General features: G+C 40.1%; 21 protein-coding genes. 13 read left to right on the top strand and 8 right to left on the bottom strand.

The genetic code is table 11. The annotated features are described in order from the left end of the window. Positions 1-28: 28 nt before the first annotated feature. The 6 genes from glpK to galE form a co-directional block, all read right to left on the bottom strand. Positions 29-1,528, bottom strand: coding sequence for a glycerol kinase GlpK (gene glpK / locus H5159_RS18045; protein WP_033013631.1), 1,500 nt, complete (start codon positions 1,526-1,528; stop codon positions 29-31). A 207-nt stretch (positions 1,529-1,735) separates the two neighbouring features. Beyond that, entirely contained in the window at positions 1,736-3,058 is a 1,323-nt protein-coding gene (locus H5159_RS18040; RefSeq protein ID WP_182780796.1) for a dienelactone hydrolase family protein, read from the bottom strand. 29 nt (positions 3,059-3,087) lie between these two features. Next, positions 3,088-4,092 (bottom strand): Gfo/Idh/MocA family protein, encoded by a 1,005-nt coding sequence (locus H5159_RS18035; protein ID WP_182780795.1) that lies wholly within the window; start codon positions 4,090-4,092, stop codon positions 3,088-3,090. Positions 4,093-4,111: 19 nt separating this feature from the next. After that, complete coding sequence (gene galK / locus H5159_RS18030; RefSeq protein WP_182780794.1) at positions 4,112-5,260, bottom strand: galactokinase; 1,149 nt, start codon at positions 5,258-5,260, stop codon at positions 4,112-4,114. Next, positions 5,250-6,314 (bottom strand): UDP-glucose--hexose-1-phosphate uridylyltransferase, encoded by a 1,065-nt coding sequence (locus tag H5159_RS18025; RefSeq protein ID WP_182716030.1) that lies wholly within the window; start codon positions 6,312-6,314, stop codon positions 5,250-5,252. Before H5159_RS18025 ends, galK begins: the two co-directional genes overlap by 11 nt. A 1-nt stretch (position 6,315) precedes the next feature. After that, positions 6,316-7,329: a UDP-glucose 4-epimerase GalE gene (gene galE, locus H5159_RS18020; RefSeq protein WP_149601995.1), complete on the bottom strand. Its 1,014-nt coding sequence runs from the start codon at positions 7,327-7,329 to the stop codon at positions 6,316-6,318. A gap of 267 nt (positions 7,330-7,596) precedes the next feature. Between galE and H5159_RS18015 the strand changes: the two genes are divergently transcribed. Continuing rightward, positions 7,597-8,427 carry an SDR family NAD(P)-dependent oxidoreductase gene (locus tag H5159_RS18015; RefSeq protein WP_182780793.1) on the top strand — a complete coding sequence of 277 codons (831 nt, stop codon included), beginning with the start codon at positions 7,597-7,599 and terminating at the stop codon, positions 8,425-8,427. Further along, positions 8,427-8,783: a putative quinol monooxygenase gene (locus H5159_RS18010; protein ID WP_024596663.1), complete on the top strand. Its 357-nt coding sequence runs from the start codon at positions 8,427-8,429 to the stop codon at positions 8,781-8,783. Before H5159_RS18015 ends, H5159_RS18010 begins: the two co-directional genes overlap by 1 nt. A 62-nt stretch (positions 8,784-8,845) precedes the next feature. On the opposite strand, the gene H5159_RS18005 is transcribed toward H5159_RS18010, so the two are convergent. Continuing rightward, entirely contained in the window at positions 8,846-9,088 is a 243-nt protein-coding gene (locus H5159_RS18005; RefSeq protein ID WP_002958856.1) for a YdcH family protein, read from the bottom strand. Between the two features lie 549 nt (positions 9,089-9,637). Between H5159_RS18005 and H5159_RS18000 the strand changes: the two genes are divergently transcribed. The 8 genes from H5159_RS18000 to speD all read left to right on the top strand — a co-directional run bounded on the left by H5159_RS18000 (position 9,638) and on the right by speD (position 17,476). Further along, positions 9,638-10,219, top strand: a complete 582-nt coding sequence (locus tag H5159_RS18000; protein ID WP_024596662.1) for an aminodeoxychorismate/anthranilate synthase component II — start codon at positions 9,638-9,640, stop codon at positions 10,217-10,219. Between the two features lie 43 nt (positions 10,220-10,262). Further along, complete coding sequence (locus H5159_RS17995; protein ID WP_182712481.1) at positions 10,263-11,423, top strand: HDOD domain-containing protein; 1,161 nt, start codon at positions 10,263-10,265, stop codon at positions 11,421-11,423. 379 nt (positions 11,424-11,802) lie between these two features. Next, entirely contained in the window at positions 11,803-13,008 is a 1,206-nt protein-coding gene (locus tag H5159_RS17990; RefSeq protein WP_182737588.1) for an aspartate aminotransferase family protein, read from the top strand. Between the two features lie 85 nt (positions 13,009-13,093). Further along, positions 13,094-14,110 carry an arginine N-succinyltransferase gene (gene astA, locus H5159_RS17985; protein WP_024597056.1) on the top strand — a complete coding sequence of 339 codons (1,017 nt, stop codon included), beginning with the start codon at positions 13,094-13,096 and terminating at the stop codon, positions 14,108-14,110. Positions 14,111-14,125: 15 nt separating this feature from the next. Beyond that, the gene (astD, locus tag H5159_RS17980; protein ID WP_024603338.1) at positions 14,126-15,595 is read left to right on the top strand and encodes a succinylglutamate-semialdehyde dehydrogenase; all 1,470 of its coding nucleotides are present in this window, start codon (positions 14,126-14,128) and stop codon (positions 15,593-15,595) included. Positions 15,596-15,727: 132 nt separating this feature from the next. Further along, entirely contained in the window at positions 15,728-16,075 is a 348-nt protein-coding gene (locus H5159_RS17975) for a DUF3802 family protein (protein WP_002958862.1), read from the top strand. Between the two features lie 86 nt (positions 16,076-16,161). Beyond that, positions 16,162-16,575, top strand: a complete 414-nt coding sequence (locus H5159_RS17970; RefSeq protein ID WP_002958863.1) for an OsmC family protein — start codon at positions 16,162-16,164, stop codon at positions 16,573-16,575. Between the two features lie 88 nt (positions 16,576-16,663). Continuing rightward, a complete protein-coding gene (speD, locus tag H5159_RS17965) occupies positions 16,664-17,476 on the top strand; it encodes an adenosylmethionine decarboxylase (RefSeq protein ID WP_024597058.1) in 813 nt (270 codons plus the stop codon). A 103-nt stretch (positions 17,477-17,579) separates the two neighbouring features. Here the strand turns inward: speD and H5159_RS17960 are convergent, their stop codons facing one another. Further along, positions 17,580-18,863 carry an aromatic amino acid transport family protein gene (locus H5159_RS17960; protein ID WP_182780792.1) on the bottom strand — a complete coding sequence of 428 codons (1,284 nt, stop codon included), beginning with the start codon at positions 18,861-18,863 and terminating at the stop codon, positions 17,580-17,582. Positions 18,864-19,307: 444 nt separating this feature from the next. Between H5159_RS17960 and H5159_RS17955 the strand changes: the two genes are divergently transcribed. The 3 genes from H5159_RS17955 to H5159_RS17945 all read left to right on the top strand — a co-directional run bounded on the left by H5159_RS17955 (position 19,308) and on the right by H5159_RS17945 (position 22,422). After that, positions 19,308-20,105, top strand: coding sequence for an alpha/beta fold hydrolase (locus tag H5159_RS17955; protein ID WP_182780791.1), 798 nt, complete (start codon positions 19,308-19,310; stop codon positions 20,103-20,105). A 292-nt stretch (positions 20,106-20,397) separates the two neighbouring features. After that, positions 20,398-21,429 carry a YaaC family protein gene (locus H5159_RS17950; RefSeq protein ID WP_182780790.1) on the top strand — a complete coding sequence of 344 codons (1,032 nt, stop codon included), beginning with the start codon at positions 20,398-20,400 and terminating at the stop codon, positions 21,427-21,429. Between the two features lie 216 nt (positions 21,430-21,645). Further along, positions 21,646-22,422 (top strand): hypothetical protein, encoded by a 777-nt coding sequence (locus H5159_RS17945; RefSeq protein WP_182780789.1) that lies wholly within the window; start codon positions 21,646-21,648, stop codon positions 22,420-22,422. The last annotated feature ends 98 nt before the right edge of the window (positions 22,423-22,520 follow it).

Below are 22,520 nucleotides of genomic sequence, written 5' to 3'. Positions count from 1 at the left end.
TAAAGTACTGGCCTTAACCACTTAGTATTTACTGCGGGCAGTTTTTATTCGTTAAGCAGACTTGAGCTACGCAGTGCTGCCATTTTGCGTATAGATCGTTACGCTCGTCGGCACTCATGGTGGGCTCAAAGCGACGGTCGCATGTCCACATTTTAGATAACTGTTCAGTTGACTCGTACACACCTGCTTGCAAGCCTGCTAAATAAGCGACCCCTAAAGAGGTGGTTTCGGTCACTGTTGGTCGCTCAACTGTTGCACCTAAAATATTTGATAAAAAGGTCATAACCCAATTATTTTTTACCATACCGCCATCTACACGAAGCACACTTGGGCGAAGGCCATCACGCTCCATCGCTTTTTGTAAATCTTTGGTTTGGTAGCCAACTGATTGCAGCGCTGCAGCAACAATAGTGCTAATACCCGAATCGCGTGTTAGCCCTAAAATAGCGCCACGTGCATTAGGGTCCCAATAAGGAGCGCCTAAACCAGTAAACGAAGGCACTAAAAATACACCATGATCGAGCGGTACATCTTTAACCATCGACTCACTTTCGCCAGCATGGCTAAGTAGTTTTAAGCCTTCAACAATCCACTGCATAGTTGCGCCAGCCATAAATATACTGCCTTCAATGGCGTAAGTTGGCTTGCCGTTTAATCTATAAGCAACAGTGGTCAGTAAGCGGTTTTCTGAGGTCAGTGCTTTTTCGCCAGTGTTAAGCATTAAAAAACAGCCAGTACCGTAAGTACTTTTAGCCATGCCTTGTTCAAAACATGCGTGTCCTACAAGCGCAGCTTGTTGATCGCCTGCAATACCACAAACACGAATTGGCGCGCCAAAAATATCAGCGCTGGTTGAACCAAACTCGTCAGCTGAATCCATTACTTCTGGCAGCATAGATTCTGGAATATCGAATAACTCTAAAAGCTCTTGATCCCACTGCTGGGTATGAATATTAAATAACATGGTGCGCGATGCATTGGTTGCATCGGTTCGGTGCTCTTTACCGCCAGTTAGCTGCCAAAGTAGGTAAGTGTCAACCGTACCGAAGGCGAGTTCGCCTGCAAGGGCTTGTTCGCGTGCGCCTTCAACGTTATCTAAAATCCAACGAACTTTAGTGGCCGAAAAATAAGGGTCGAGCAGTAAGCCTGTTTTATCGCTTATTGTTTGGCAAAGCTCATCAGTTGTTAGGCTTTCGCAATAGTCACTGGTGCGACGGTCTTGCCATACAATAGCGTTATAAATTGTTTTGCCTGTTTTTTTGTTCCATACCAAAGTGGTTTCGCGCTGATTGGTGATACCAATGGCAATAATTTCTTCAGGCTTTACATCGTTTTTAGTTAACACTTCGCGACTAGTGCTAAGCACTGTTTGCCAAATATCGTTAGGGTCGTGTTCTACCCAACCATTTTGTGGAAAATGCTGCGAAAATTCTTGTTGTGCTGTACCAAAAACGTCTGCATCTTTTGTAAACAAGATGGCCCGAGAGCTTGTGGTTCCTTGATCAATTGAGAGTATGTATTTGGACATGATATTTGTGTTATTTATCTTATCTTATATATGACTAGATTGCCTTTAACCGAAGTTAATGGCAATGGTTTTTTCTTAAAATAGCAGATTAAAAAATAAACACGCCAATATTTGCTGGTAACTCTTTTATATAAAAGGCGTTTTATTTTTGCATTATTTTAAGGGCGTATGCGGCTATTGATTAAAACAACCGCTTAAAGCTTATTATTACTTGGTGTGAGGTTTAGCTTGTTGCCAATCCATACCGGTAGAAAAGCGATTATCAAACCCGCGCCACTGTGGCAGCGGCTTACCATCAACAACAGCTTGGTCGCCGTTTTGTGGTAAATCTAAGTATTTACACTCGCTGGCTATGCCTTTTACGTGGCAATCCATCATGGCAAGTACAAAGTGTTTGTTGGTCTCGTTTAGTGTGCGCATAGACCACGAAGGCTCATAGTAATGGCCTATATCTAGCTCACTGCTGCTTTGTGCAATAGCAGGGGCTGGGTGTGGTGCTATATTATGGCGTGCATTTTTGTAAGTAAGCATGTACTTATCTTTGCTGCCTGTTTGTTCATAAAGACTTTTAATGCCTTCATAGCCTGAAATGTCATCTAAGTTACCGGCTACATAAAGCGAAGGTACTTTAATATTTTCCATTGCTTTGGCATCAAATATAGCGTGCTGTCCGCCCCATGGTGCAAAGGCCACCATCGCTTTTATACGAGGGTCTATTTTTGGGTTTTGGTATTGTCCACCAGCGCAGCTGTTTAGTAATTGCTGTACTTTTTTAATTTGAGCTGGGTCTTTCATACCCGTAAACATAGCCGTAGTTTGCTCATTAAAAGCGTAACAACCACCTATCGTATTTACCGCGCCATAGCCACCCATTGAGTAACCAATTACACCTGCGCTTTTGTTATCTACCTGCTTGCTGGCAAAGTTGTTTTGCTCATTAAAGTAATTAATTACAAACTGCTGATCGCGTGAGCGATTTATAAGCGTGCTAAAAAAGCCAGAAAACGGTGCGTTTTCAAAATCAACATCGGCATTGGTTGAGTCAGTATGGTCAATAGCTACCACAATGTAACCGTGCGACGCTAAATGCTCGCCAAGGTAGTACATAATTGTACGGTAACCGGTATAACCGTGCGAAAGCACTATCACAGGGTAGTGCTCTTTATTATTAATGGCGACATCACGCATTGCATCGGCTTGCAAAGTAAACTCTTTACCTGAGCGAGTTTCATCTGTGTAGCTGCTAAGTGGCGCTTTTGCTGTATTTGCAGCCGGATACCACACCTCTACTTTTAAAGGACGATCTTTTTGACTTTGTGTAGCGGGGTCAAATTGCGCAGGGTTAACTAAATCAAGTGTTTGCACACCTATATTGTAGCTACCTTTAGCTGCAAGCTCTGGCAGTACTTCGCTAGTGAGTGGCGGGTATAGCTGCTCTGGTTTATTAGATTCAGCAACAGCTACACTGGCAGATAAACTGCACGTTGCAAGTAATATGGCTTTTGAAAGCGCCTTGAGTGTGTGTGTCATTGTGTGTCCTTGTTGTGTATTTTTATTTTTTAATTAGTCAGTTCAGCCGACTCGACGACATTGCTATATTGCAACTGCCACTGTGCTCGCAAGGTATCCATTATGTTCATAACTCGTAAGCTAGTACTGAGGGGCAACACGCTGCTTTGGGTTTGTTTTTGTAATATACACTGCGTGACATGTGCAATTTCAAACTTAAAGTTTTCATCGTCGCTAAAGTCGTATTCAAGGTACTGAGGGTCTTGGTCTTTTATGTGTAGCTCTAGCGTTTGTGCACCTACAAACTGAGGTATTCGAATATAGCCAAGCTCACCATTAATACATGCTTCTGTTGGGCCATTTTGCTGCAGTGCGCTGGCAAGAGATGCAAATTGCCCGTTACCGTAATCAACTATAGCAGTGCTTCGCTCATCAACGCCGGTTGTGCTTTTATGTATAAAGGAGTTGATGTGTTCAGGGGCTTTATTAAATACCACATCAGCAATCGAAATAGGATAAATACCTAAATCGAGCAGGGCGCCACCCGCTGTTACAGGGTTCATTAATCGGTGAGTGTCGGCAAAGCTGCCAGGTAAACTAAAGTTGGCATTAACACTGTGCACATTACCAATAACACCTTCACTTAGGAGTTGTTGTAATTTTACTATGGCTGGTAAAAACCGCATCCAAACGCCTTCCATTAAAAAGCAGTTTTGTTGCTTGGCAAGCTCAGTGAGACTTTGCAACTGCTTAGCATTAACGGTGATTGGTTTTTCGCTTAGCACGTGCTTATTGTGTTTTAAGCATTGGGCTATCGTTTTAAAGTGTTGATCGTGGGTATTGGCAATATAAATAGCATCTATATTTGGGCATTGCATAAGAGCTTGATAGCTTTCATAGCCTTGAATATTGTACGGTGTGGCAAATTCTTTAGCGCGCTGTATACTCGTTGATGCCGCGCCAATAAGCTGTGCGTCACTGCAATGCGCAATGCTTGTAGCAAAGGTGTGAGCTATATTACCACACCCAATAATTCCCCAATTAACCTTTGCCATGCTTATTCCTTAAGTTTATTTAAAAAGACGTAATTTGTAATCCTGAACCCGCTGAACATACGTAAATATCAGCATTTAAATTAAAGCGTTCAAAGTAATGCTTTTCTACCGCTTCTTTAATTAGTGGTACTTCCGCATCACGACATAAACATACAATTGCGCCACCAAAACCACCCCCTGTCATACGAACTGCGCCACGCTCGCCCATCGCTTCTTTACAAATTTCTACTAAGCCATCGGTTGCAGGTACGGTTACTTCAAAGTCGTGTTTAAGTGATTGATGCGATGCTGCCATTAGCGTGCGAAGTGCATCCATATCGTTATTTTGTAGTGCAGTAGTTGCTGCAATTACACGGTCGTTTTCGCTAATTACGTGGTGTGCACGTTTATATTCGTTTTCGCTTAATGTCGCTTTTACTGCTTGCAGGCCAGCCATGGTGGCTTGGCGAAGTGTTTCTACACCCATTTTTACAGCAGCTTGTTCGCAGTCAATACGGCGCTGGTTGTATTCGCTATCAACCAACTTACGCGGGTAGTTTGAATTAACAATAACAATATTTAAATCATCAGGAACTTTAACTGATTTGGTTGCGAGGTTTTCACAGTCGATTAATAGTGCATGACCATTCTCGCCTTTAGCTGAAATAAGCTGATCCATAATGCCGCATTGGCAATGCATAAAGTCGTTTTCGGCTTCTTGACCAAATAGCGCAATTTGCTCTGGCGGTAAACCAAGCTGTGCAATATGGTTAAACATACCGCCTACAGCAACTTCTAGTGCGGCCGATGACGACAAGCCACTACCTTGCGGTAAGTTGCTGTCAATAAGTAGGTCGGCGCCACGCAGTGTGTAGCCCGCTCTTTTAAGAACATAAGTAACAGCACGAATGTAGTTACCCCATTGCGACTGGCCTTCAGTGATTTCTTCATCAACACTAAAGCTGTCTTTTTCGCCTGGGTAATTTAAAGAATGCACAGTAATAATATTGTCGTCGCGCTCTTTAAACATCACTTGGGTACGAAACTCTAACGAACACGGTAAAACAAAACCGTCGTTGTAGTCGGTAAATTCGCCAATAAGGTTTACACGCCCCGGTGCTGCTGCAATACCTTGAGCAGGCGCGCCATACAGTGACAAAAATTGTTGTTGGAATTCGTTAAGCTTCATCTGTGTGTCCTGCTGTATCTTTATAGTGTGTTGTACTGGCTGCTTTTAAAATAGAAGCAGCGGTTTCTGCGCTTAAATCGCGCTGGCTTTCGCCTAGCATTTCGTAGCCTACCATGTGTTTTTTAACAGTAGCAGAGCGAAGTAGCGGCGGATAAAAATGGGCATGCAAACGCCAATGTTGCTCATCAGAGCCTCTGTTAGCCGGTGCATTGTGCCATCCCATTGAGTATGGGAAGCTGCAATTAAATACGTTGTCGTACTTAGTGGTTAATACTTTAAGTGCCTGAGCCAAAGAGTCTGTTTGCGCATCGTTTAGCTGGCTAAAGTTTTGAATGTTATCTTTAGTTACTAGCATTGTTTCAAACGGCCATGCTGCCCAAAATGGCACTACAACAAGCCAATGTTCGTTTTCAAATACAACACGTGTTTGATCTGCTTGCTCTTTTTGCGCGTAATCGGCAAGCATAGCTGTGCCATGCTTTTTATAATAGGCGAGCTGCTGGGTATCTTCGGCTTCTATTTCGGTTGATAAATGCGAGTGAGCCCAAACTTGGCCGTGAGGATGAGGTTGCGAACAACCCATTATCTCGCCTTTATTTTCAAAAACTTGTACGCATTCGTACTGCTGTGCAAGCTCTGTATAATTTTGTTTCCAGGTTTTCACTACTTCGTGCAATGCGTTTTGGCTAAGCTCTGGTAGTGTTTTATTATGCTCTGGAGAAAAACAAATTACGCGGCATTCGCCACTGGCTTCGTCGGCAATAAATAAATCACTGTCTGACTCTAAGCTTTGTAATTGCTCGCTGGCATTAGGCGTTAATGCACCAAAGTCATTTCTAAATACGTGTGTGTATTTATAATCTGGGTTACTGTCGCCATTTGCACGGGTATTACTTGGGCAAAGTGGGCAGCTTTCATCGTGTTTTGGTAATACGTTTTCGTTAACGGCTTCTGTTGCGCCTAACCATGGGCGGTTATTACGATGTGGTGACACTAATACCCAACGACCCGTTAGCGGGTTTTTACGTCTGTGAGTACTTTCCAATAAAGCCATGTTAACTCTCCAACCCACTTGGGTAATTAGTTTGCCAGCGCCATGTGTCGTTTGTCATGTCGCTAAGTGTTAGTTCTGCGTACCAGTTAAGTGTGTTTTGCGCTTTTGTAGCATCGGCGTAGTTACAGGCAATATCACCTGCTCGGCGCGGTGCAATCTTATACGGAATATCTTTATTGGCTGATGCGCTAAATGCGTTGATCATATCAAGCACAGAATAACCTTGCCCTGTGCCTAAGTTGTAAGCATGAAATGCGGTATCTGTTTTATGCTGCATAAATGCCGCAACATGACCTTTAGCTAAATCTAAAACATGAATATAGTCGCGCACACCTGTGCCATCTTCGGTGTCGTAGTCGTCACCAAAAATATTAACCACGTCACGTTTACCTACTGCAGTTTGGGCAATAAATGGCATTAAGTTATTAGGAATACCATTAGGACTTTCACCTAATAAACCACTTGGGTGTGCACCTACTGGGTTAAAGTAACGAAGCGCAATACCCATAAATTGACTGTTGGCATTACATACGTCTTGCATGGCTTGTTCAACCATGACTTTAGTCCAACCATAAGGGTTCGTTGCGCGTATAGGGTGCTTTTCGTCAATAGGGAGGTAGTCTGGCTCGCCGTATACTGTAGCCGATGAGCTAAATATAATATGGTTAACGCCTTCATCTTGCATGTTTTGTAGCATGCTTAATGTGCCCGACACGTTATTTTGATAATAACGCAGCGGTTGCTCGGTAGATTCGCCAACGGCTTTTAAAGCTGCAAAGTGAAAAACAGCTTCGGCTTTAGTGTGTTTTAGAGCGAGCTTAAACTGTTGCTCGTCTTGAATGTCGCCCAAAATAAACTCAAACCGAGTACCCGTAATCTTTTCGAGTTGGTCAAGTACCCGCGCACTTGCATTAGACAAGTTATCATAAATAACAGGCGTAATACCTGCTTCATGCAATGCAATACATGTGTGGCTACCTATGTAACCCATGCCGCCAGTAACTAAAACTTTCATGTTATTTCTCGAAAAGTGTATTTATATGATAAATACTACTATTAAGGTGGTTTAAAAACAATAGTTATGATTGCTGAGTAATTCAAATAAAAGCATAAAAAATATTCAGCTTAAACACTCATCTGCCTTTTAAAGGAATACTTTTATATTAACTAACATAGGCTTAGCTTTATCAATTAATTCTATAAACTGATTCAACTATTGGCCTAATTATCAGCAGTAAGTCGGGGTGCTAATATAGCGAAAATAAAGTAAGGAGAGATCAACATGAACAAAACAATTTTACTTACCGGCGCAACCGATGGCATTGGGCTAGAAACTGCAAATATGTTATTAGCACAAGGTCACACCGTATTATTACATGGCCGCAGCCAAGCAAAGCTCAATGCGCTGCAAGCAGCTTTAACCGAGCAATACCCAAATGCAAGTACACATACTTATATTGCTGATTTAAGCGATATGAGCCAAGTTCAAACTTTGGCAAAAAATGTATTAGCCGATATGGCCGATAATAATAACCAGCTCGACGTACTTATTAATAATGCAGGCGTTTATCAATTAGTTGATGCTACAACAATTGACGGCCTTGATGCTCGCTTTGTTGTAAACACGATTGCGCCATATCTTCTTACAAAACTATTATTACCTGTCCTTGGTCATGATTCGCGAGTGGTTAATGTGTCATCAGCTGCGCAATCAAGCGTTAACTTAAATGCACTTATAGGTAACACTGAACTTTCTGATAGTGCGGCTTATGCACAAAGTAAATTGGCTATTACTATGTGGTCACGTCATTTAGGGCTTGAGCTTAAAGATATTGGGCCATTAGTTGTATCGGTAAACCCTAAATCGTTACTGGGAAGCAAAATGGTAAAAGACGCTTACGGTATAGATGGTGGGGATTTAAAAATTGGCGCAGATATTTTTTGTCGCGCAGCGCTTAGTGATGAATTTAAAGATGCCGCAGGCCTGTATTTTGATAACGATATAGGACGCTTTGCGCCTCCTCATGTTGATGCACTTAATAATGCTAAAAATCAACAACTCGTAGATACGTTAGACAGTATTTTAGCACAGCTTAAATTAGGTAAAGCATAATGAAAAAGCATGTTACCTGGACAGTACAAGGCCAAATTAAAGAAGGTAAATACGATGAGTTTTTACTGGTAATGGCACAATTAGTTACTTTGGCTAAAAGTGAAGCGGGCACTTTAATGTATGAGTGGACAGTAAGTGAAGACAAGCGCAATGTACATATTTACGAGCGTTACCAAGATGAAGATGCTGCTAAAGCGCATCTTGCTGGTTGGGGCGAAAGTGGCCCACTATTTTTAAGCGTAGTTGATATGGATAAAGTAACGGTATTTAGTCAATTATCAGAAGAGTTTGCACAAGCCTTTGCAGGCCCAAGCAGTGTATTTATGAAACCTGTGGGTGGCTTTGTAAAGTTTTAGAGAAAATACCCATTGTTGATCTAAAGAGCTCACCTCATCAGTGAGCTCTTTTTTTAGTGGCATTACTGCTCTTGCTGCAAGCGCTCGTATAGCCAATCTTTTAATTCTGTACGTTCGTGTTTTAATAGATGCATTTGTTCATCGCTTATGGGCGCATCTTTGAGCTCTAACACTCTAATCTCTTTATCTAGCTTGTCGTACTTATCTGCTTTTTTTGCAAATTCAGTATCGCTTTCATTTAACTCGGCAATGGTCTTTAAGTACTCTGGAAAGTCATTTGTTAATGAGTGGTCTTCGCCTAACATATTCGCTCCTTAGTAGGATATAAATGAGCTCACAAGTAAGTGAGTTGTATAAGTGAATTACTGCCTTTCATATAATACACTGGGGCTTACATAGATATAATTCAACCATCGAGCCGCTAATTTGATGTAGCACAAGCAATCTGTTTATTTTGCTCAGTAAGGCATTTCACCAAAGTATCTAATAGTGCGATCAATAAATGCACGTACTTTAGAGGTCAATAATTTATTGTTGGGGTATACAGCCTACGTAGGTGTATTAACTAATCGTAAAAAGCTTAGGGTTCGATATTATTGCTCAAGGTGCAAGGAATCTCTGGCTAGAGAAAATAAATTTAAATATCATCATGATTCAATACGTTAGTAAATCTCTTAACCAGAGTTCAAGTTAGTAAACCAATACCCGCTAAAGGCTTTTAAGCATTTTAGCTAAAAGAGTTAATTTTTAACGCTTTTTGCTAATTTATGTTGGTTAATTAATAGTGGTAGAATGCAGCGCTTAGTACCACTTGTGTAAAGTAGTGGTCAATAATTTATAAGGTCTGTTGTGTAATGCTGTTGATGATCGACAACTACGATTCGTTTACTTACAACTTAGTGCAATATTTTCAGCGTTTAGATCAAGACGTTTTAGTGAAACGTAATGATGAGCTAAGCATTGCACAAATAAAACAGTTAAACCCGCAGCACATCGTGTTATCGCCAGGGCCATGCACCCCTAACGAAGCGGGTATTTCACTAAATGTTGTTGAGCAACTAAAAGGGCAATATCCTATTTTAGGGATTTGCTTGGGGCATCAAACTATCGCACAAGCTTTAGGTGGAGATGTAATACGTGCTAAAAAAGTAATGCACGGTAAAACATCACCCATAGTTCATACTAATAAAGGGGTGTTTAAAGGCTTAGCTAATCCGTTAACGGTATGTCGTTATCATTCTTTAGTGGTTAAAGCGCAAACTCTGCCTAAAGAGCTTGAAGTAACCGCATGGACTCAAACTGAGCAAGGCGAGTTTGACGAAATTATGGGGTTGTTACACAATGAACTTGCTATCGAAGGTGTGCAGTTTCATCCCGAAGCTATTTTAACTGCTCAAGGCTTAGAACTGCTTGATAACTTTTTAACTCGCTTCTAATGTTATAATACACATAGCATTTTATACTTTATTAATGGATGTCATGACTGAACTTGTAGCCCAGCAGCGTACTGCCAAAATACTAAGCCAACGAGCTCATGACTTATTGCTTGGGCACAGCTTTGCGCATCAGCAAATTGGTTTCATTCATACATTAGATATAGATTACGGCGAACCCATGAAGCAGCGTACCTTGCTGCAGGTTGAAGTGGCCGCACAGAATAAACGCCAGCAAAGCAGTACTGCACATCATAAGTACCGCGCTCGAGCCAGTGAGCAACTGCACAAAACAATTGAAACAGCTATATATAAGCAGCTCGAAGATATAGATGGCGTAATTCATAGCACCATAGGTATTGAAGATGGTATTGCCAATATACTCGATATATTAGCGGTAAAGTCAGCGTCGGTAGGGCGTTTAGAGCCATTGGTTAATGATATAAGCTGGTTGGGTAGGGAGTTAGTAACGCTCGTTAATTTACCTTACTATCGTAATCAACGTAGTAAAAACACGTCTGTAAAAGTAGATAAGCCATCGCTCGCCCTTCGTTATATTGGCCTTGATAACTTACAGCTAGTTATTCCTACATTTGCTGCCCGCCATTGGATGCCACATAGCACCGAACCATTTTCGTTATTAAAGCGTCGTTTACGTGACAGTGCCATGGCAAACGCCATTGCTGCGCAAAAAATTGCACAAATTAATAATGTAAATGACGTTCATGCATTTACCCTAGGTATGCTTTTAGATGTAGGGCGAATTGCATTAGTGCGCTTGTACTTAAAAACGTTTGAGCAAATATGGCAACGTAAAGTACAGCTAGCCCGAAATGAAAACCAAAAAGATTTACACACCGCTTTATTAGAGCTTCAGCCCGACCCGCTATTTTTAACCACTCTACTTAGCAATAAATCGATAGAAGTAAGCGCTAAGGTAATAGACAAAATGGCTTTTAAATATTTACCGTTTAAAGGGGTAATGCAGCAGCTAGTAAATGGGGTAGATAAGGGCGATACATTACTGCCATTAACAGAAGTAATGCTAAAGGCACGGTGCTATTCTCAATATCTTAATTTAAAAGAACATCAACTTATTGAACCTGATGAAGCTCTAAGCTGGTTTTCGCACTTTAAGTTCACTAAAACGGAACTAAAAACCCTCCAATCGAGTAATTTTACCAATTTAGCTATTCAAATTGACTAAAAATCTGAATTTTTTGTTAATTTTTTTGCGACTAACCATTCATTCTCATCTTATTGTTATATTACATATTTGCCGATTAAAGCGTGTGCGCCTCTGTACTCATGCGGTTAGTTGCCTAAAAATAAGCATAAATAGCTATGCAAATAGTTATTCACTATCTATGAAATAATATCTTTAGCCCTTTATTTTCAAGGGATACATGAAAGTTTTTAACGAGACAGATATCAGTAATTCTGAAATAATGTGCGTCTGAAAATTGAACCACAAAGCAATTTTGCGCAATTATCAGGTTACTGATCTTGCCTATAAAGTTGGTTACAAATATTAACCAAACACCTATTTTGATGTTTTGTGTTGCTCACAATTAAGAGGAAATAAAATGACAGTCAATCGCGAATTATTTGATCACGTAATGGTTCCTAACTACGCACCTTCAAGCGTAATTCCTGTTCGAGGCGAAGGCTCTCGCGTATGGGATCAACAAGGTCGAGAGTTTATCGACTTTGCTGGTGGTATTGCAGTTAACTGTCTTGGCCATTGCCACCCTGCATTAGTAGGCGCATTAAAAGAGCAAGGCGAAAAAATCTGGCATCTATCTAACGTAATGACCAATGAGCCGGCACTTCGCCTAGCTAAAAAAATGGTTGATGCGACATTTGCTGAAAAAGTTTACTTTGCCAACTCTGGCGCAGAAGCAAACGAAGCCGCGCTTAAATTAGCGCGTCGTTTTGCACTTGATAAGTTTGGCGCAGAAAAATCACAAATCATCGCGTTCAACAAAGGTTTCCACGGTCGTACATTCTTTACCGTAACTGTTGGCGGCCAAGCTGCATATTCAGATGGTTTTGGTCCTAAGCCTGGCGACATTGTACATTGTGATTACAATGACCTTGCTGCATTTGAAGCACTTATCAGCGATAAAACATGTGCCGTAATGATGGAACCTCTACAAGGTGAAGGCGGTATTGTTTCACCAACTGATGAGTTTGCTCAAGGCGTTCGCGATTTATGTACTAAACATAACGCACTGCTTATTTTTGATGAAGTTCAAACAGGTGTTGGTCGTACTGGCGATTTATATGCATACCAAGGCTTAAACGTAGTACCTGATATTTTAACTTCGGCTAAAGCACTTGGCGGCGGTTTTCCTATTGGCGCTATGATCACAACAACTGAAATTGCACAGCACCTTAAAGTAGGCACACATGGTTCTACTTATGGCGGTAACCCGCTTGCCTGTGCTGTTGCAGAAGCGGCATTTGATACAGTAAATACCCCAGACGTACTGGCTGGCGTAAAAGAAAAAGCAGCATTATTTAATGAACTACTTAGCGCGGTTAACGAAAAATACAACGTATTTAGCGAAATCCGTGGCCAAGGTTTATTAATTGGTGCAGTAGTGAACGAGCAATACAAAGGTCGTGCAAAAGAGTTTTTAGTGGCAGGTACTGAGCAAGGCCTTATGTCACTAGTTGCCGGTGCAGACGTAATACGTTTCACTCCATCTTTAGTAATTCCTGAAGCGGACATTCGCGAAGGTATGGCACGCTTTGAAAAAGCAGTAGCAAGCGTAGTAAACGCATAAGCGACTTAAGCCAACCAATTAAGGGCAAGCACCGCTTGCCCTGCAATTCCTATTTACCGTTATTTATAAGGGAGCAAGCGGACTCATGATGATCCTTCGCCCAATCCAGCAAAATGATTACTCAGCATTACTGAAAATTGCCCACGAATCTGGGCATGGTTTTACGTCTTTGCCATTAAACGAAGAACTATTGCAAAAGAAAATAGACCATTCTGTAAGTTCATTTGCTAAGCAAACGTCACAACCCGGTGACGAAGGCTACCTGTTTGTTCTTGAAGATAGCGAAACCGGTGATGTTGTAGGTACGTCTGCAATTGAAGCTGCGGTAGGGCTTGATGATGCATTTTATCATTATCACTTAAGTAAAGTGATTCACTCTTCGCGCACATTAAACGTATACAAAGCGGTTGATATTTTAACGCTATGTAACGACTACACAGGCGCTACAGAGCTTTGCACATTGTTTTTAAAAGATGGCTATCGTAAAAATTGTAACGGTAAGCTACTTTCCAAAGCGCGCTTTATGTTTATAAAGCAGCATCAAGAGCGTTTTGCACAAACAGTGATTGCAGAAATGCGCGGTGTGTCTGACGAAAACGGCAGTAGCCCTTTTTGGCAGTGGCTTGAAGAGCACTTTTTCTCAATGGATTTTCCAACAGCTGACTACCTAACAGGTATTGGCCAAAAGGTTTTCATTGCTGAATTAATGCCTAAATACCCAATTTATGTAAATTTGCTAAGTAAAGATGCGCAAGCCGTAATAGGTAAAGTACACGACAACACACGCCCAGCAATCGAGTTATTAAAAAGCGAAGGCTTTACGTTTAATGGCTATGTAGACATTTTTGACGGCGGCCCAACGGTTGAAGCAAAAGTAGATAACATTGCGACGATTCGTAATGCAAATAACTTTAACGTTGAAATTGGCGAAATGACTGGCGACACCATGGTGTTACTAGCTAACGAAAAGCTTGAAGATTTTAGAGCAACCGTTGCACCAATGACATTTGACGAGCGCGCAAAAAGCCTTATTTTATCGCAAGAAGTAGCAGATGCATTGCATTTGCAAACTGGCGATATTGTTAGTGCAACCACGATTTAATTTAGGAGAAAGTATATGACTCATCCTGCACAATTTATTAATGGTCAATGGTCACAAGGCCAAGGCACAGAATTTAATTCAGTAAACCCTGCAAATAACGACGTTATTTGGCAGGCATCATCAGCAACTGCGGCGCAAGTAGACACCGCAGTAAATGCAGCGCGCGAAGCGTTTTATGCATGGGCTGATAAAAGCTTTACTGAGCGTTTAGAAATAATTAAAGCATTCGCAGCGCAATTAAAAGAAAACAGCGAAGAGCTCGCTATTACTATCGCACAAGAAACAGGTAAGCCACTGTGGGAAACGCGCACAGAAGCGGGTGCTATGGTTGGTAAAATTGCCATTTCTGAAAAAGCATTTTTAGAGCGCACTGGCGATGTAGAAAACGCAATGCCACTTGGCCGTGCGATGATTCGTCATAAGCCACATGGGGTTGTAGCCGTATTTGGTCCGTATAACTTTCCGGGTCACTTACCTAATGGCCACATTGTGCCAGCGCTTTTAGCAGGTAACACGGTTGTATTTAAACCGTCTGAACTGACTCCTAAAGTTGCCGAGCTTACGCTTAAACTGTGGGAAAAAGCAGGCTTACCAGCCGGTGTAATTAACCTAGTTCAAGGTGAAGTAGAAACGGGTAAAGCCCTTGCTGCTCACAAAGGGATTGATGGCTTGTTCTTTACGGGTTCTTCGCGTACTGGTCATATTTTACATGAACAGTTTGCGGGTCAACCGGGTAAAATTTTAGCGCTAGAAATGGGTGGTAATAATCCACTTATTATTACTGACGTTGAAGACACTAAAGCGGTTGTTCACGATATTATTCAATCAGCGTTTATCTCAAGCGGCCAGCGTTGTACATGTGCACGTAAACTATTTTTACCTAAAGGCAGCAAAGGCGATGCAATTTTAGAGCGCCTTATCACTGCAACTAAAGCGATTAAAGTAGGCAACTACGATGATGCAGACCAGCCATTTATGGGCTCTATGATCTCATCAGCGGCAGCAGCGGGCATGGTTAAAGCGCAAAACGAGCTTGTTGAGCTTGGCGCTCAAGTATTAGTAGAGCTTGAGCACACAGCCAATACCGGTTTTGTAACACCAGGTATTATTGAGTGTACAAATATTAGTGATTTCCCAGATGAAGAACATTTTGGACCACTTTTAAAAGTATTCCGCTTTGATGACTTTGACCAAGCCATTGATAAAGCAAACGATACAACCTTTGGTTTATCGGCTGGTTTATTAAGTGATAGTGCAGCAGATTATGACCATTTTTTACGTCGTATTCGCGCTGGTATTGTTAACTGGAACCGCCCAATTACTGGCGCATCAAGCGCAGCACCATTTGGTGGTATTGGCGCATCGGGCAACCACAGAGCAAGCGCGTATTACGCAGCTGATTACTGTGCATACCCAGTTGCTTCAGTAGAGCTTGAAAAAGTAGCGATGCCAGCAACACTAAGCCCAGGCTTAAAAATAGATTAAGTAGTAATACTACTTAATCATTATAAAAGCAGCTTCGGCTGCTTTTTTTGTATTGCTATCGTACAAGGCTAGTAATTATCGACTCTTTCTGCTTAAATCAGCATAATTAAATATATTTAGGTGGTTCGCATAATGGTTTTAGATAGGCAAGGGTACGATGATTTGATCATGTATCTAACTCAAAATTTAGCATTGTTTGAGAAGCCAGGCGAAATAAAACCAGGCGCTCCAACAGTAATGGAATTAATCGAAGACGTCATTGCACAAAATGTGATGCTTATTTGCGAGCAGCACACAGACCTCAACACAGAGCAGCGTAGTCAAATTGTACGTGAAGTTGATGGCATAGTTTACGATTTAGAAGAAGTCCTCAGCAGCATCACCTCACAGCCTGTCACGGTTGAACAGCATGCCTTTATAGATGAATTTGCAGGTTTAGTAAAAAACCTCTTTGATAGCGCTTTAGCACAACAATCTTAGCCATTTTATAGCCCTGCGTTGCATTTTCATTTGCAACTACGGCTAAGTTGCTTACAATCAAGAAAATATTTTTTTGAGATATAACAATGCAAGCAAATGTAAAATGGGTTGAAGGCGATACGTTTATTGGCCGTTCTAATTCTAACCACAATGTTGTGTTTGATGGCGGTAGCGATAGCGCAGCACCAAGCCCAATGGAAATGGTTTTAATGTCAGTTGGCTGTTGCTCATCAGTTGATGTGGTTAGTATTTTAAAAAAAGCTAAACAAGATTTTTCAGACGTGCAAGTGCAACTCAGTGCAGAACGCGCCGAAACAGCACCGCGCGTGTTTACCAAAATCAACTTACACTTTGTTGTTAAAGGCAATAATGTGTCTGAAAAGCACCTTGCACGTGCAGTTTCACTCTCTGCTGAAAAGTATTGCTCGGTTGCATTAATGCTTGATAAAACAGTAGAAATTACGCATAGCCACGAAGTTGTGCAAGATCAAGCAAAATAACGCTTTTTCCACGAGGAAAATTCGTATAAAATCCGCGAACTTTTCATTCTGCAGGTGCAGAACCCACTAATTTATAGGTTGGTTTATTATGAACAAACCCTTCGATAAACTTAAACTTCATGGCTTTAACAATTTAACCAAAAGTTTAAGCTTTAGTATTTATGATATTTGTTACGCAAAGACCGAGCAACAACGTAAAGAATATATTGAATATATCGATGAGCAGTACAGTGCAGATAGACTAACCGATATTTTAGGTGAAGTTGTTGATATTATTGGTGCTAACATTTTAAATGTAGCGCGCCAAGATTATGAACCGCAAGGCGCAAGTGTAACTATTTTGGTTTCAGAAGAACCAGTAGAAGAGCAGCAAAATTACGATGCTGACGAAGCACCAGGCCCATTACCTGATTCAGTTGTTGCACACCTAGATAAAAGCCACATTTGTGTACACACATACCCAGAAGCTCACCCTGATGATGGTATTTGTACATTCCGTGCTGATATTGAAGTATCTACCTGTGGCATTATTTCGCCACTTAAAGCGTTAAACTTCTTAATTCATAGCCTTGAGTCAGACGTAGTAACAATAGACTACCGCGTTCGTGGTTTTACCCGCGACATAAACGGTGTTAAGCACTACATTGATCATGCTATTAGCTCGATTCAAAACTTCATGACAGAAGATACAAAAGAAGCGTACCAGATGATGGACGTGAACGTGTATCAAGAAAACCTGTTCCATACTAAAATGATGTTAAAAGAAACCGACTTAAATACCTATTTATTCGGCCTTTCTACTGATGAGTTATCGGACGAAGAAGAAGACGAAATTCGCTCTAAGCTGACTCGCGAAATGCAAGAAATATTCTATGGCCGTAACCTGCCAGATACAGAATAATAGCAACGAATTAAATTAAAAATGGCGCTCAGTGAGCGCCATTTTTTTATGGCTAAAAAAGCCCAGCTAATTAAATTAGCTGGGCTTTTGAATATATAGCGTATTAATTAATCATGCTGTAAATAAGTGCAAATACAGCAAGTGAACCAACCGCTAATATAAATAGCGTGCTTAAACGGTTACGGTACTTATGAAGTACAGGCACTTTATAAACTGCAATCATTGGCATGATGAATAAAATCATTGCGATGATAGGGCCCGATAACTGATCCATCATGTCTAAAATACTTGGGTTTTTAACAGCGCAAAACCAAATAGCTAAAAACATAATTAGCACACCAATTTTATCGGCCGCTTTTGCGCTTAAGCTTGTTTGTTTAGTTACTAAACCCGTAAAGCTCTCACGTGCCCCTAAAAAGTGACCCAAAAACGACGATGTAATAGCAATAAAGGCAACAAGCGGCCCAAGTGTGGCAATAAACGAGTTATCAGTAATATTAGCAAGGTAGGATAAAACCGATACGTTAGCGGCTTTAGCCGCTGCCATTTGCTCGCCTGTAAGCGACAGCACGCAAGAGAACACAAATAACAGTACAAAGGTAATAAGTAGTAAGCTAGTGCGCTTTAAAATCGCCTCAGACTTATGTGTAGCTTGTTCACCGTAGTGACCGCGTTGCACGTTTACAAAGCTTGAGATAGCCGCTGCGTGGCTAAACGAAAACACAATAATAGGAATCGATAACCACAACGTTTTTCCAAAGCTGCCCATTTCAGGCATTGTCATATCTGGCATTTGCCAGCTTGGGATTAAATAAAGTGATAAAAAGAACAATATACCCACAAGCGGGTAAACTAAAATAGCAAAGGCACGCAGCATTAAGCGCTCGCCGCCCATCATTAAGCTAATCATACCTGCAACTAATACACCCGAAAGCAACACGCGAGAAGGTGATTCCATCCCCATTTGATTAACCATAAAGCTATCAACGGTATTGGTTAAGCCCACACCGTAAATAAGCAAAATTGGGAATATAGATAAAAAGTACAATAAAGAAATTAACCGCCCCGCAGTCACACCAAAGTGTTCTTCAACTACATCGGTAAAATCGGCATCTTTATTTTTTGATGAAAGTACAAAACGCGCTAATCCACGGTGTGCACAAAAGGTCATTGGAAATGCTAAGCATGCCAAAATAATTAACGGCCAAAAACCGCCAATGCCAATGTTAATAGGTAAAAATAAAATACCCGCACCAACGGCGGTACCAAAAAGGCTTAAAGTCCACTGCGTATCGTGCAGGTTCCATTTAGAAGTGGGTGTGTTTGAAGGTGTGTGTGCACCTTTTGTTGATGCATTTGAAAGCGTTGCATCTTGAGATGTTGTCATGTGTGTGTTTATCCATTATTTAAATAATAATCGCGCGCAAGAATATAGTTTTTAGCTAAAAATTTCATGTTTTGAGAGGATTTGTAGACTAATTAATTAGACCAAATTGAAGGGTAAGTGTCATGAATACGAAACAGCGGTGTAAAAGTGAGCAAACCCTTAAGCGGCAGCACCACATTATAATTTTAAAGTAGGTTGGTTTGAGCGCAGCGAAACCCAACACGCTATAGTGTCACGCGAGCAGCAAAGCCGAGGTAGGCGGTTTTCATAACGTAAAAATAGGGGAAGGTCATTTTATTGGCTTTCATTTAAAAATCAGAATCTGCAGCGAAAAGCTGTTAAGTAGAAGCCTTTGATCTGAACTTCATAAGAGATTTTTATTAAACTCCGTTATACTTCCTGTAATTGAATATGCCAAACGAAGTAAATAGGCCACTAACTGCAATGAGCAAAGAGATTCTCTTCCATACTACTTTTGCGCACGAAACCAGTAAAACATGGGTTGTATTTGTCCATGGAGCAGGTGGTAGCTCGGCAATTTGGTTTCGTCAGCTTAAAGCCTATAAAAAAGAATATAATGTGTTGTTGCTAGATCTTCGTGGTCACGGTAAATCGAATAACTTAGTACAAAACTTTGTTGATAATAATTATTCATTTAATAATGTCTCTAGAGACATTATCGATGTGTTAGATCATAACAATATCACCAGCGCACACTTTGTTGGTATTTCATTGGGCACAATTATTATTCGAAATATTGCTGAAATTGCGCCGCAATATGTTTCTAGCATGGTGCTAGGTGGAGCGGTTACTCGTTTTAATACTCGCAGTAATACATTGGTTTATTTAGGTAATACTTTTAAACACTTCTTGCCTTATATGTGGCTGTATCGTTTATTTGCTTTTATTATGATGCCGAAAAAGCGTCATAAAGAATCTCGACTTTTGTTTGTTCGTGAAGCAAAACGCTTGTGCCAAAAAGAGTTTATAAAATGGTTTAAATTAGCCATGGACGTAAATCCTTTAATGCAATACTTCAAAGAAAAAGACATTGATATTCCCATTCTTTACATTATGGGTAAGGAAGATCATATGTTCCTTGGCCCTGTTAAAGAAATGGTTAAGCGTCATAAAAATAGCGTACTGCAAACGATTCACCAATGTGGCCACGTTTGTAATGTAGAACGCCCAGACTTATTCAACCAGCACTCGCTTGCCTTTATCGCTCAGCAAAACCGCTAAGGATTGTCGCTTTTAAAAAGCGTCCAATTAATGGCAAGTACTTTGTAAATGGGAGTAGGCCATTCTTTTGCCTTTTTTCTTAGGCTAAAATAAAAACACAGCCTTGCTTCATGCCACACTATTTTACACATAGTAAAATACCTCGATTAAATATAATTTTATAATTGGCAATCACTTGCACAGTTTGCTACTAATAGATGTTCACAAAATAAGGATATTTCACGTGAAATTATGGGGTACCCTTTTATTGAAGTGTTATGCGTAATAATTTTAATTATAAAAGTAGGTAATCGTGGCTAGAAAAAAAGTAGAACAAAAATATGGTTTCCCATTATTCAGTCAACCTAGTTCTGTTGTCAATTTAGGCAAAAATGAAAAGTTAGTAATATCTGATATATGGTCATTTTGGAATTATGTAATTAAAAAAGGGTCTAGCGATAAAAAAGGTGAGGAGTTTCTTCGTTCTTTACTTGAGCAAGCAAAGCATTTTTATATATCGGCAGAATCAAGCCCAATTAAAAGTCAGCCATTACTTTATTATTACTCCTTTCTAAATTTAGCAAAAATCATGATTAACTTGAGGGGGACATTTGGCGAAAATAAGATGTATATGCATGGTATGTCTGAAAAGCATAACCATAAGTTTCTTAACTCTGAAGTTACTAAGCAAAAACAAAAGCAGCAAATAGTTCAAGTTGCTCATGAGTTAGTTTCTCTTTTTGATCCAAATACATGTACCGATGATATCAAGCTGAATACAAAAGAGTTATTAAATCACTGCGTTGGTGTACATCGAGCTTATAGTGAAATTTATAATCAGAAAGAAACTTTTGTCCGTATAGAATCATCGGAATTATTAAAAGATAGTAAACAGCTAATCTTCAGAGCTAAGCTAGCATCTAGCCCTGAAGAAATTATTGAGTTAAAAAATATTGGTTATAACATTATCCAAGAAAAGGATGGCTTCTTTTATGAAGAGCTGCACGAAATGGCTTCTTATACACCAGGTAGATCCGATTATTCTACTTTATCTCAGAAAATTAGAAATAAAGGCATTTGGTACTTTATAGGAGCTAACGGCTATACAATGTACTTATCTAAGTGTGCCGATAAACGATACAGTCAAGAATCAATTATTTACATGTTTATGTTTTATCTTGGGTCAATAACTCGTTATCACCCATACATGTTCGATAGAATATTCTCAGATAAAGAGCAATGGCTTATGAGTGAGTTTTTGAGCACTCAGCCAAAACAGTTTTTATATCTTGCAACTGCAAATGTACTAGGACAAAGTGTGATGAAAGCATATGCGAGCTTTTAGTTTACGCATAATAAGGTATTTTAAATAATAATCGGACTGGTACTTTATTTTTGTTTCTCCCTGAAAAATCAAAAATAAAGTTTGATTCCATAGCTTTTTATGATTGCTTAATAAGGTGGTTACCTCTGTTTATTTTAAAGAGGGGTAAATCATTAGTCATTATAGTTAAAAGTGCTCGGTAGGCACTAGTATTACTAAATGGAGATTGGTGAGGCTATGAAATTGTCTAATTACTTTTACATCAATGGCGAAAAGGCCTTACATAAAAATTTTTTGTTTTGGTTGGCGACTATCTCACCACTGATTTTAGCTTTGTTCTTTGCATATCCCTTAATTGATGGGCTTAAGTTGTCAGGGACAGTGGACGCGTATTCTAGTTTTATTTCAATATTTAAACTACCCCTCTGGATTGCGTCTGGAAGTTTGATATTTGGGGTAACAGTTAGTAGATTCCATAGTTCAGAACAACGAGCAATTACAATTAAGCAAAGTATAAATCAAAATAACTTCTCCAATTACTTAAATCATCGAGATCACTTTCAGAAATACTTAACCTCAATATCTGCGACTTTTGATATAGAGGTAGATTCTTTTAAAATATACGGAATAATTTTTAGTAGCTCTACTCCATATAATGCGAATGTAATATTGTCTTCTGGTATATCAGATTTCTTTTGTGAAAAATTTGAAACTGAGTTTTGGTCAAAAATGAAGTTTTCCGCGCCAAATTTCACTAAGGAAGAGGTTAATATTTATTTTCCTAGGTTTGCTAAATCAATTGGAGTTAATGCAGAGCATATAACGCTGGGTGACTTTGAGGAATTGAAGTCGTTATTAGTAAGAATTCGCAAAATCTATCGCCGTGCAATGGAATATGGAGTAACTAGGGAGCAACCTGAATCTCTTCAAGAAATAGAAGAATCTGGATTTTCTATTCTAATAGGTGAGTTTAGCGATTGGGCTAGTGAAAACAATTTTAAAGGTCGATGGTAAAAGTGCTTTTATCTCCGTAAAAAGTAACCGTTCTCTCACTGCTCATTTAATAACTCCAGATTGCACTTAGTATGCAGGCTATCACTTGTCTTGCTGAC

This window comes from Pseudoalteromonas sp. SG43-1, from assembly GCF_014164415.1.
Taxonomy (GTDB): Bacteria; Pseudomonadota; Gammaproteobacteria; order Enterobacterales; family Alteromonadaceae; genus Pseudoalteromonas; species Pseudoalteromonas distincta.
This window is presented reverse-complemented; position numbering and strand designations above follow the sequence as displayed.

Excerpts from the sequence above, each read along its gene's own strand:
- glpK (WP_033013631.1), bottom strand. The coding sequence starts at position 1,528 with ATGTCCAAATACATACTCTCAATTGATCAAGGAACCACAAGCTCTCGG.
- H5159_RS18040 (WP_182780796.1), bottom strand. The coding sequence starts at position 3,058 with ATGACACACACACTCAAGGCGCTTTCAAAAGCCATATTACTTGCAACG.
- H5159_RS18035 (WP_182780795.1), bottom strand. The coding sequence starts at position 4,092 with ATGGCAAAGGTTAATTGGGGAATTATTGGGTGTGGTAATATAGCTCAC.
- galK (WP_182780794.1), bottom strand. The coding sequence starts at position 5,260 with ATGAAGCTTAACGAATTCCAACAACAATTTTTGTCACTGTATGGCGCG.
- H5159_RS18025 (WP_182716030.1), bottom strand. The coding sequence starts at position 6,314 with ATGGCTTTATTGGAAAGTACTCACAGACGTAAAAACCCGCTAACGGGT.
- galE (WP_149601995.1), bottom strand. The coding sequence starts at position 7,329 with ATGAAAGTTTTAGTTACTGGCGGCATGGGTTACATAGGTAGCCACACA.
- H5159_RS18015 (WP_182780793.1), top strand. The coding sequence starts at position 7,597 with ATGAACAAAACAATTTTACTTACCGGCGCAACCGATGGCATTGGGCTA.
- H5159_RS18010 (WP_024596663.1), top strand. The coding sequence starts at position 8,427 with ATGAAAAAGCATGTTACCTGGACAGTACAAGGCCAAATTAAAGAAGGT.
- H5159_RS18005 (WP_002958856.1), bottom strand. The coding sequence starts at position 9,088 with ATGTTAGGCGAAGACCACTCATTAACAAATGACTTTCCAGAGTACTTA.
- H5159_RS18000 (WP_024596662.1), top strand. The coding sequence starts at position 9,638 with ATGCTGTTGATGATCGACAACTACGATTCGTTTACTTACAACTTAGTG.
- H5159_RS17995 (WP_182712481.1), top strand. The coding sequence starts at position 10,263 with ATGACTGAACTTGTAGCCCAGCAGCGTACTGCCAAAATACTAAGCCAA.
- H5159_RS17990 (WP_182737588.1), top strand. The coding sequence starts at position 11,803 with ATGACAGTCAATCGCGAATTATTTGATCACGTAATGGTTCCTAACTAC.
- astA (WP_024597056.1), top strand. The coding sequence starts at position 13,094 with ATGATGATCCTTCGCCCAATCCAGCAAAATGATTACTCAGCATTACTG.
- astD (WP_024603338.1), top strand. The coding sequence starts at position 14,126 with ATGACTCATCCTGCACAATTTATTAATGGTCAATGGTCACAAGGCCAA.
- H5159_RS17975 (WP_002958862.1), top strand. The coding sequence starts at position 15,728 with ATGGTTTTAGATAGGCAAGGGTACGATGATTTGATCATGTATCTAACT.
- H5159_RS17970 (WP_002958863.1), top strand. The coding sequence starts at position 16,162 with ATGCAAGCAAATGTAAAATGGGTTGAAGGCGATACGTTTATTGGCCGT.
- speD (WP_024597058.1), top strand. The coding sequence starts at position 16,664 with ATGAACAAACCCTTCGATAAACTTAAACTTCATGGCTTTAACAATTTA.
- H5159_RS17960 (WP_182780792.1), bottom strand. The coding sequence starts at position 18,863 with ATGACAACATCTCAAGATGCAACGCTTTCAAATGCATCAACAAAAGGT.
- H5159_RS17955 (WP_182780791.1), top strand. The coding sequence starts at position 19,308 with ATGAGCAAAGAGATTCTCTTCCATACTACTTTTGCGCACGAAACCAGT.
- H5159_RS17945 (WP_182780789.1), top strand. The coding sequence starts at position 21,646 with ATGAAATTGTCTAATTACTTTTACATCAATGGCGAAAAGGCCTTACAT.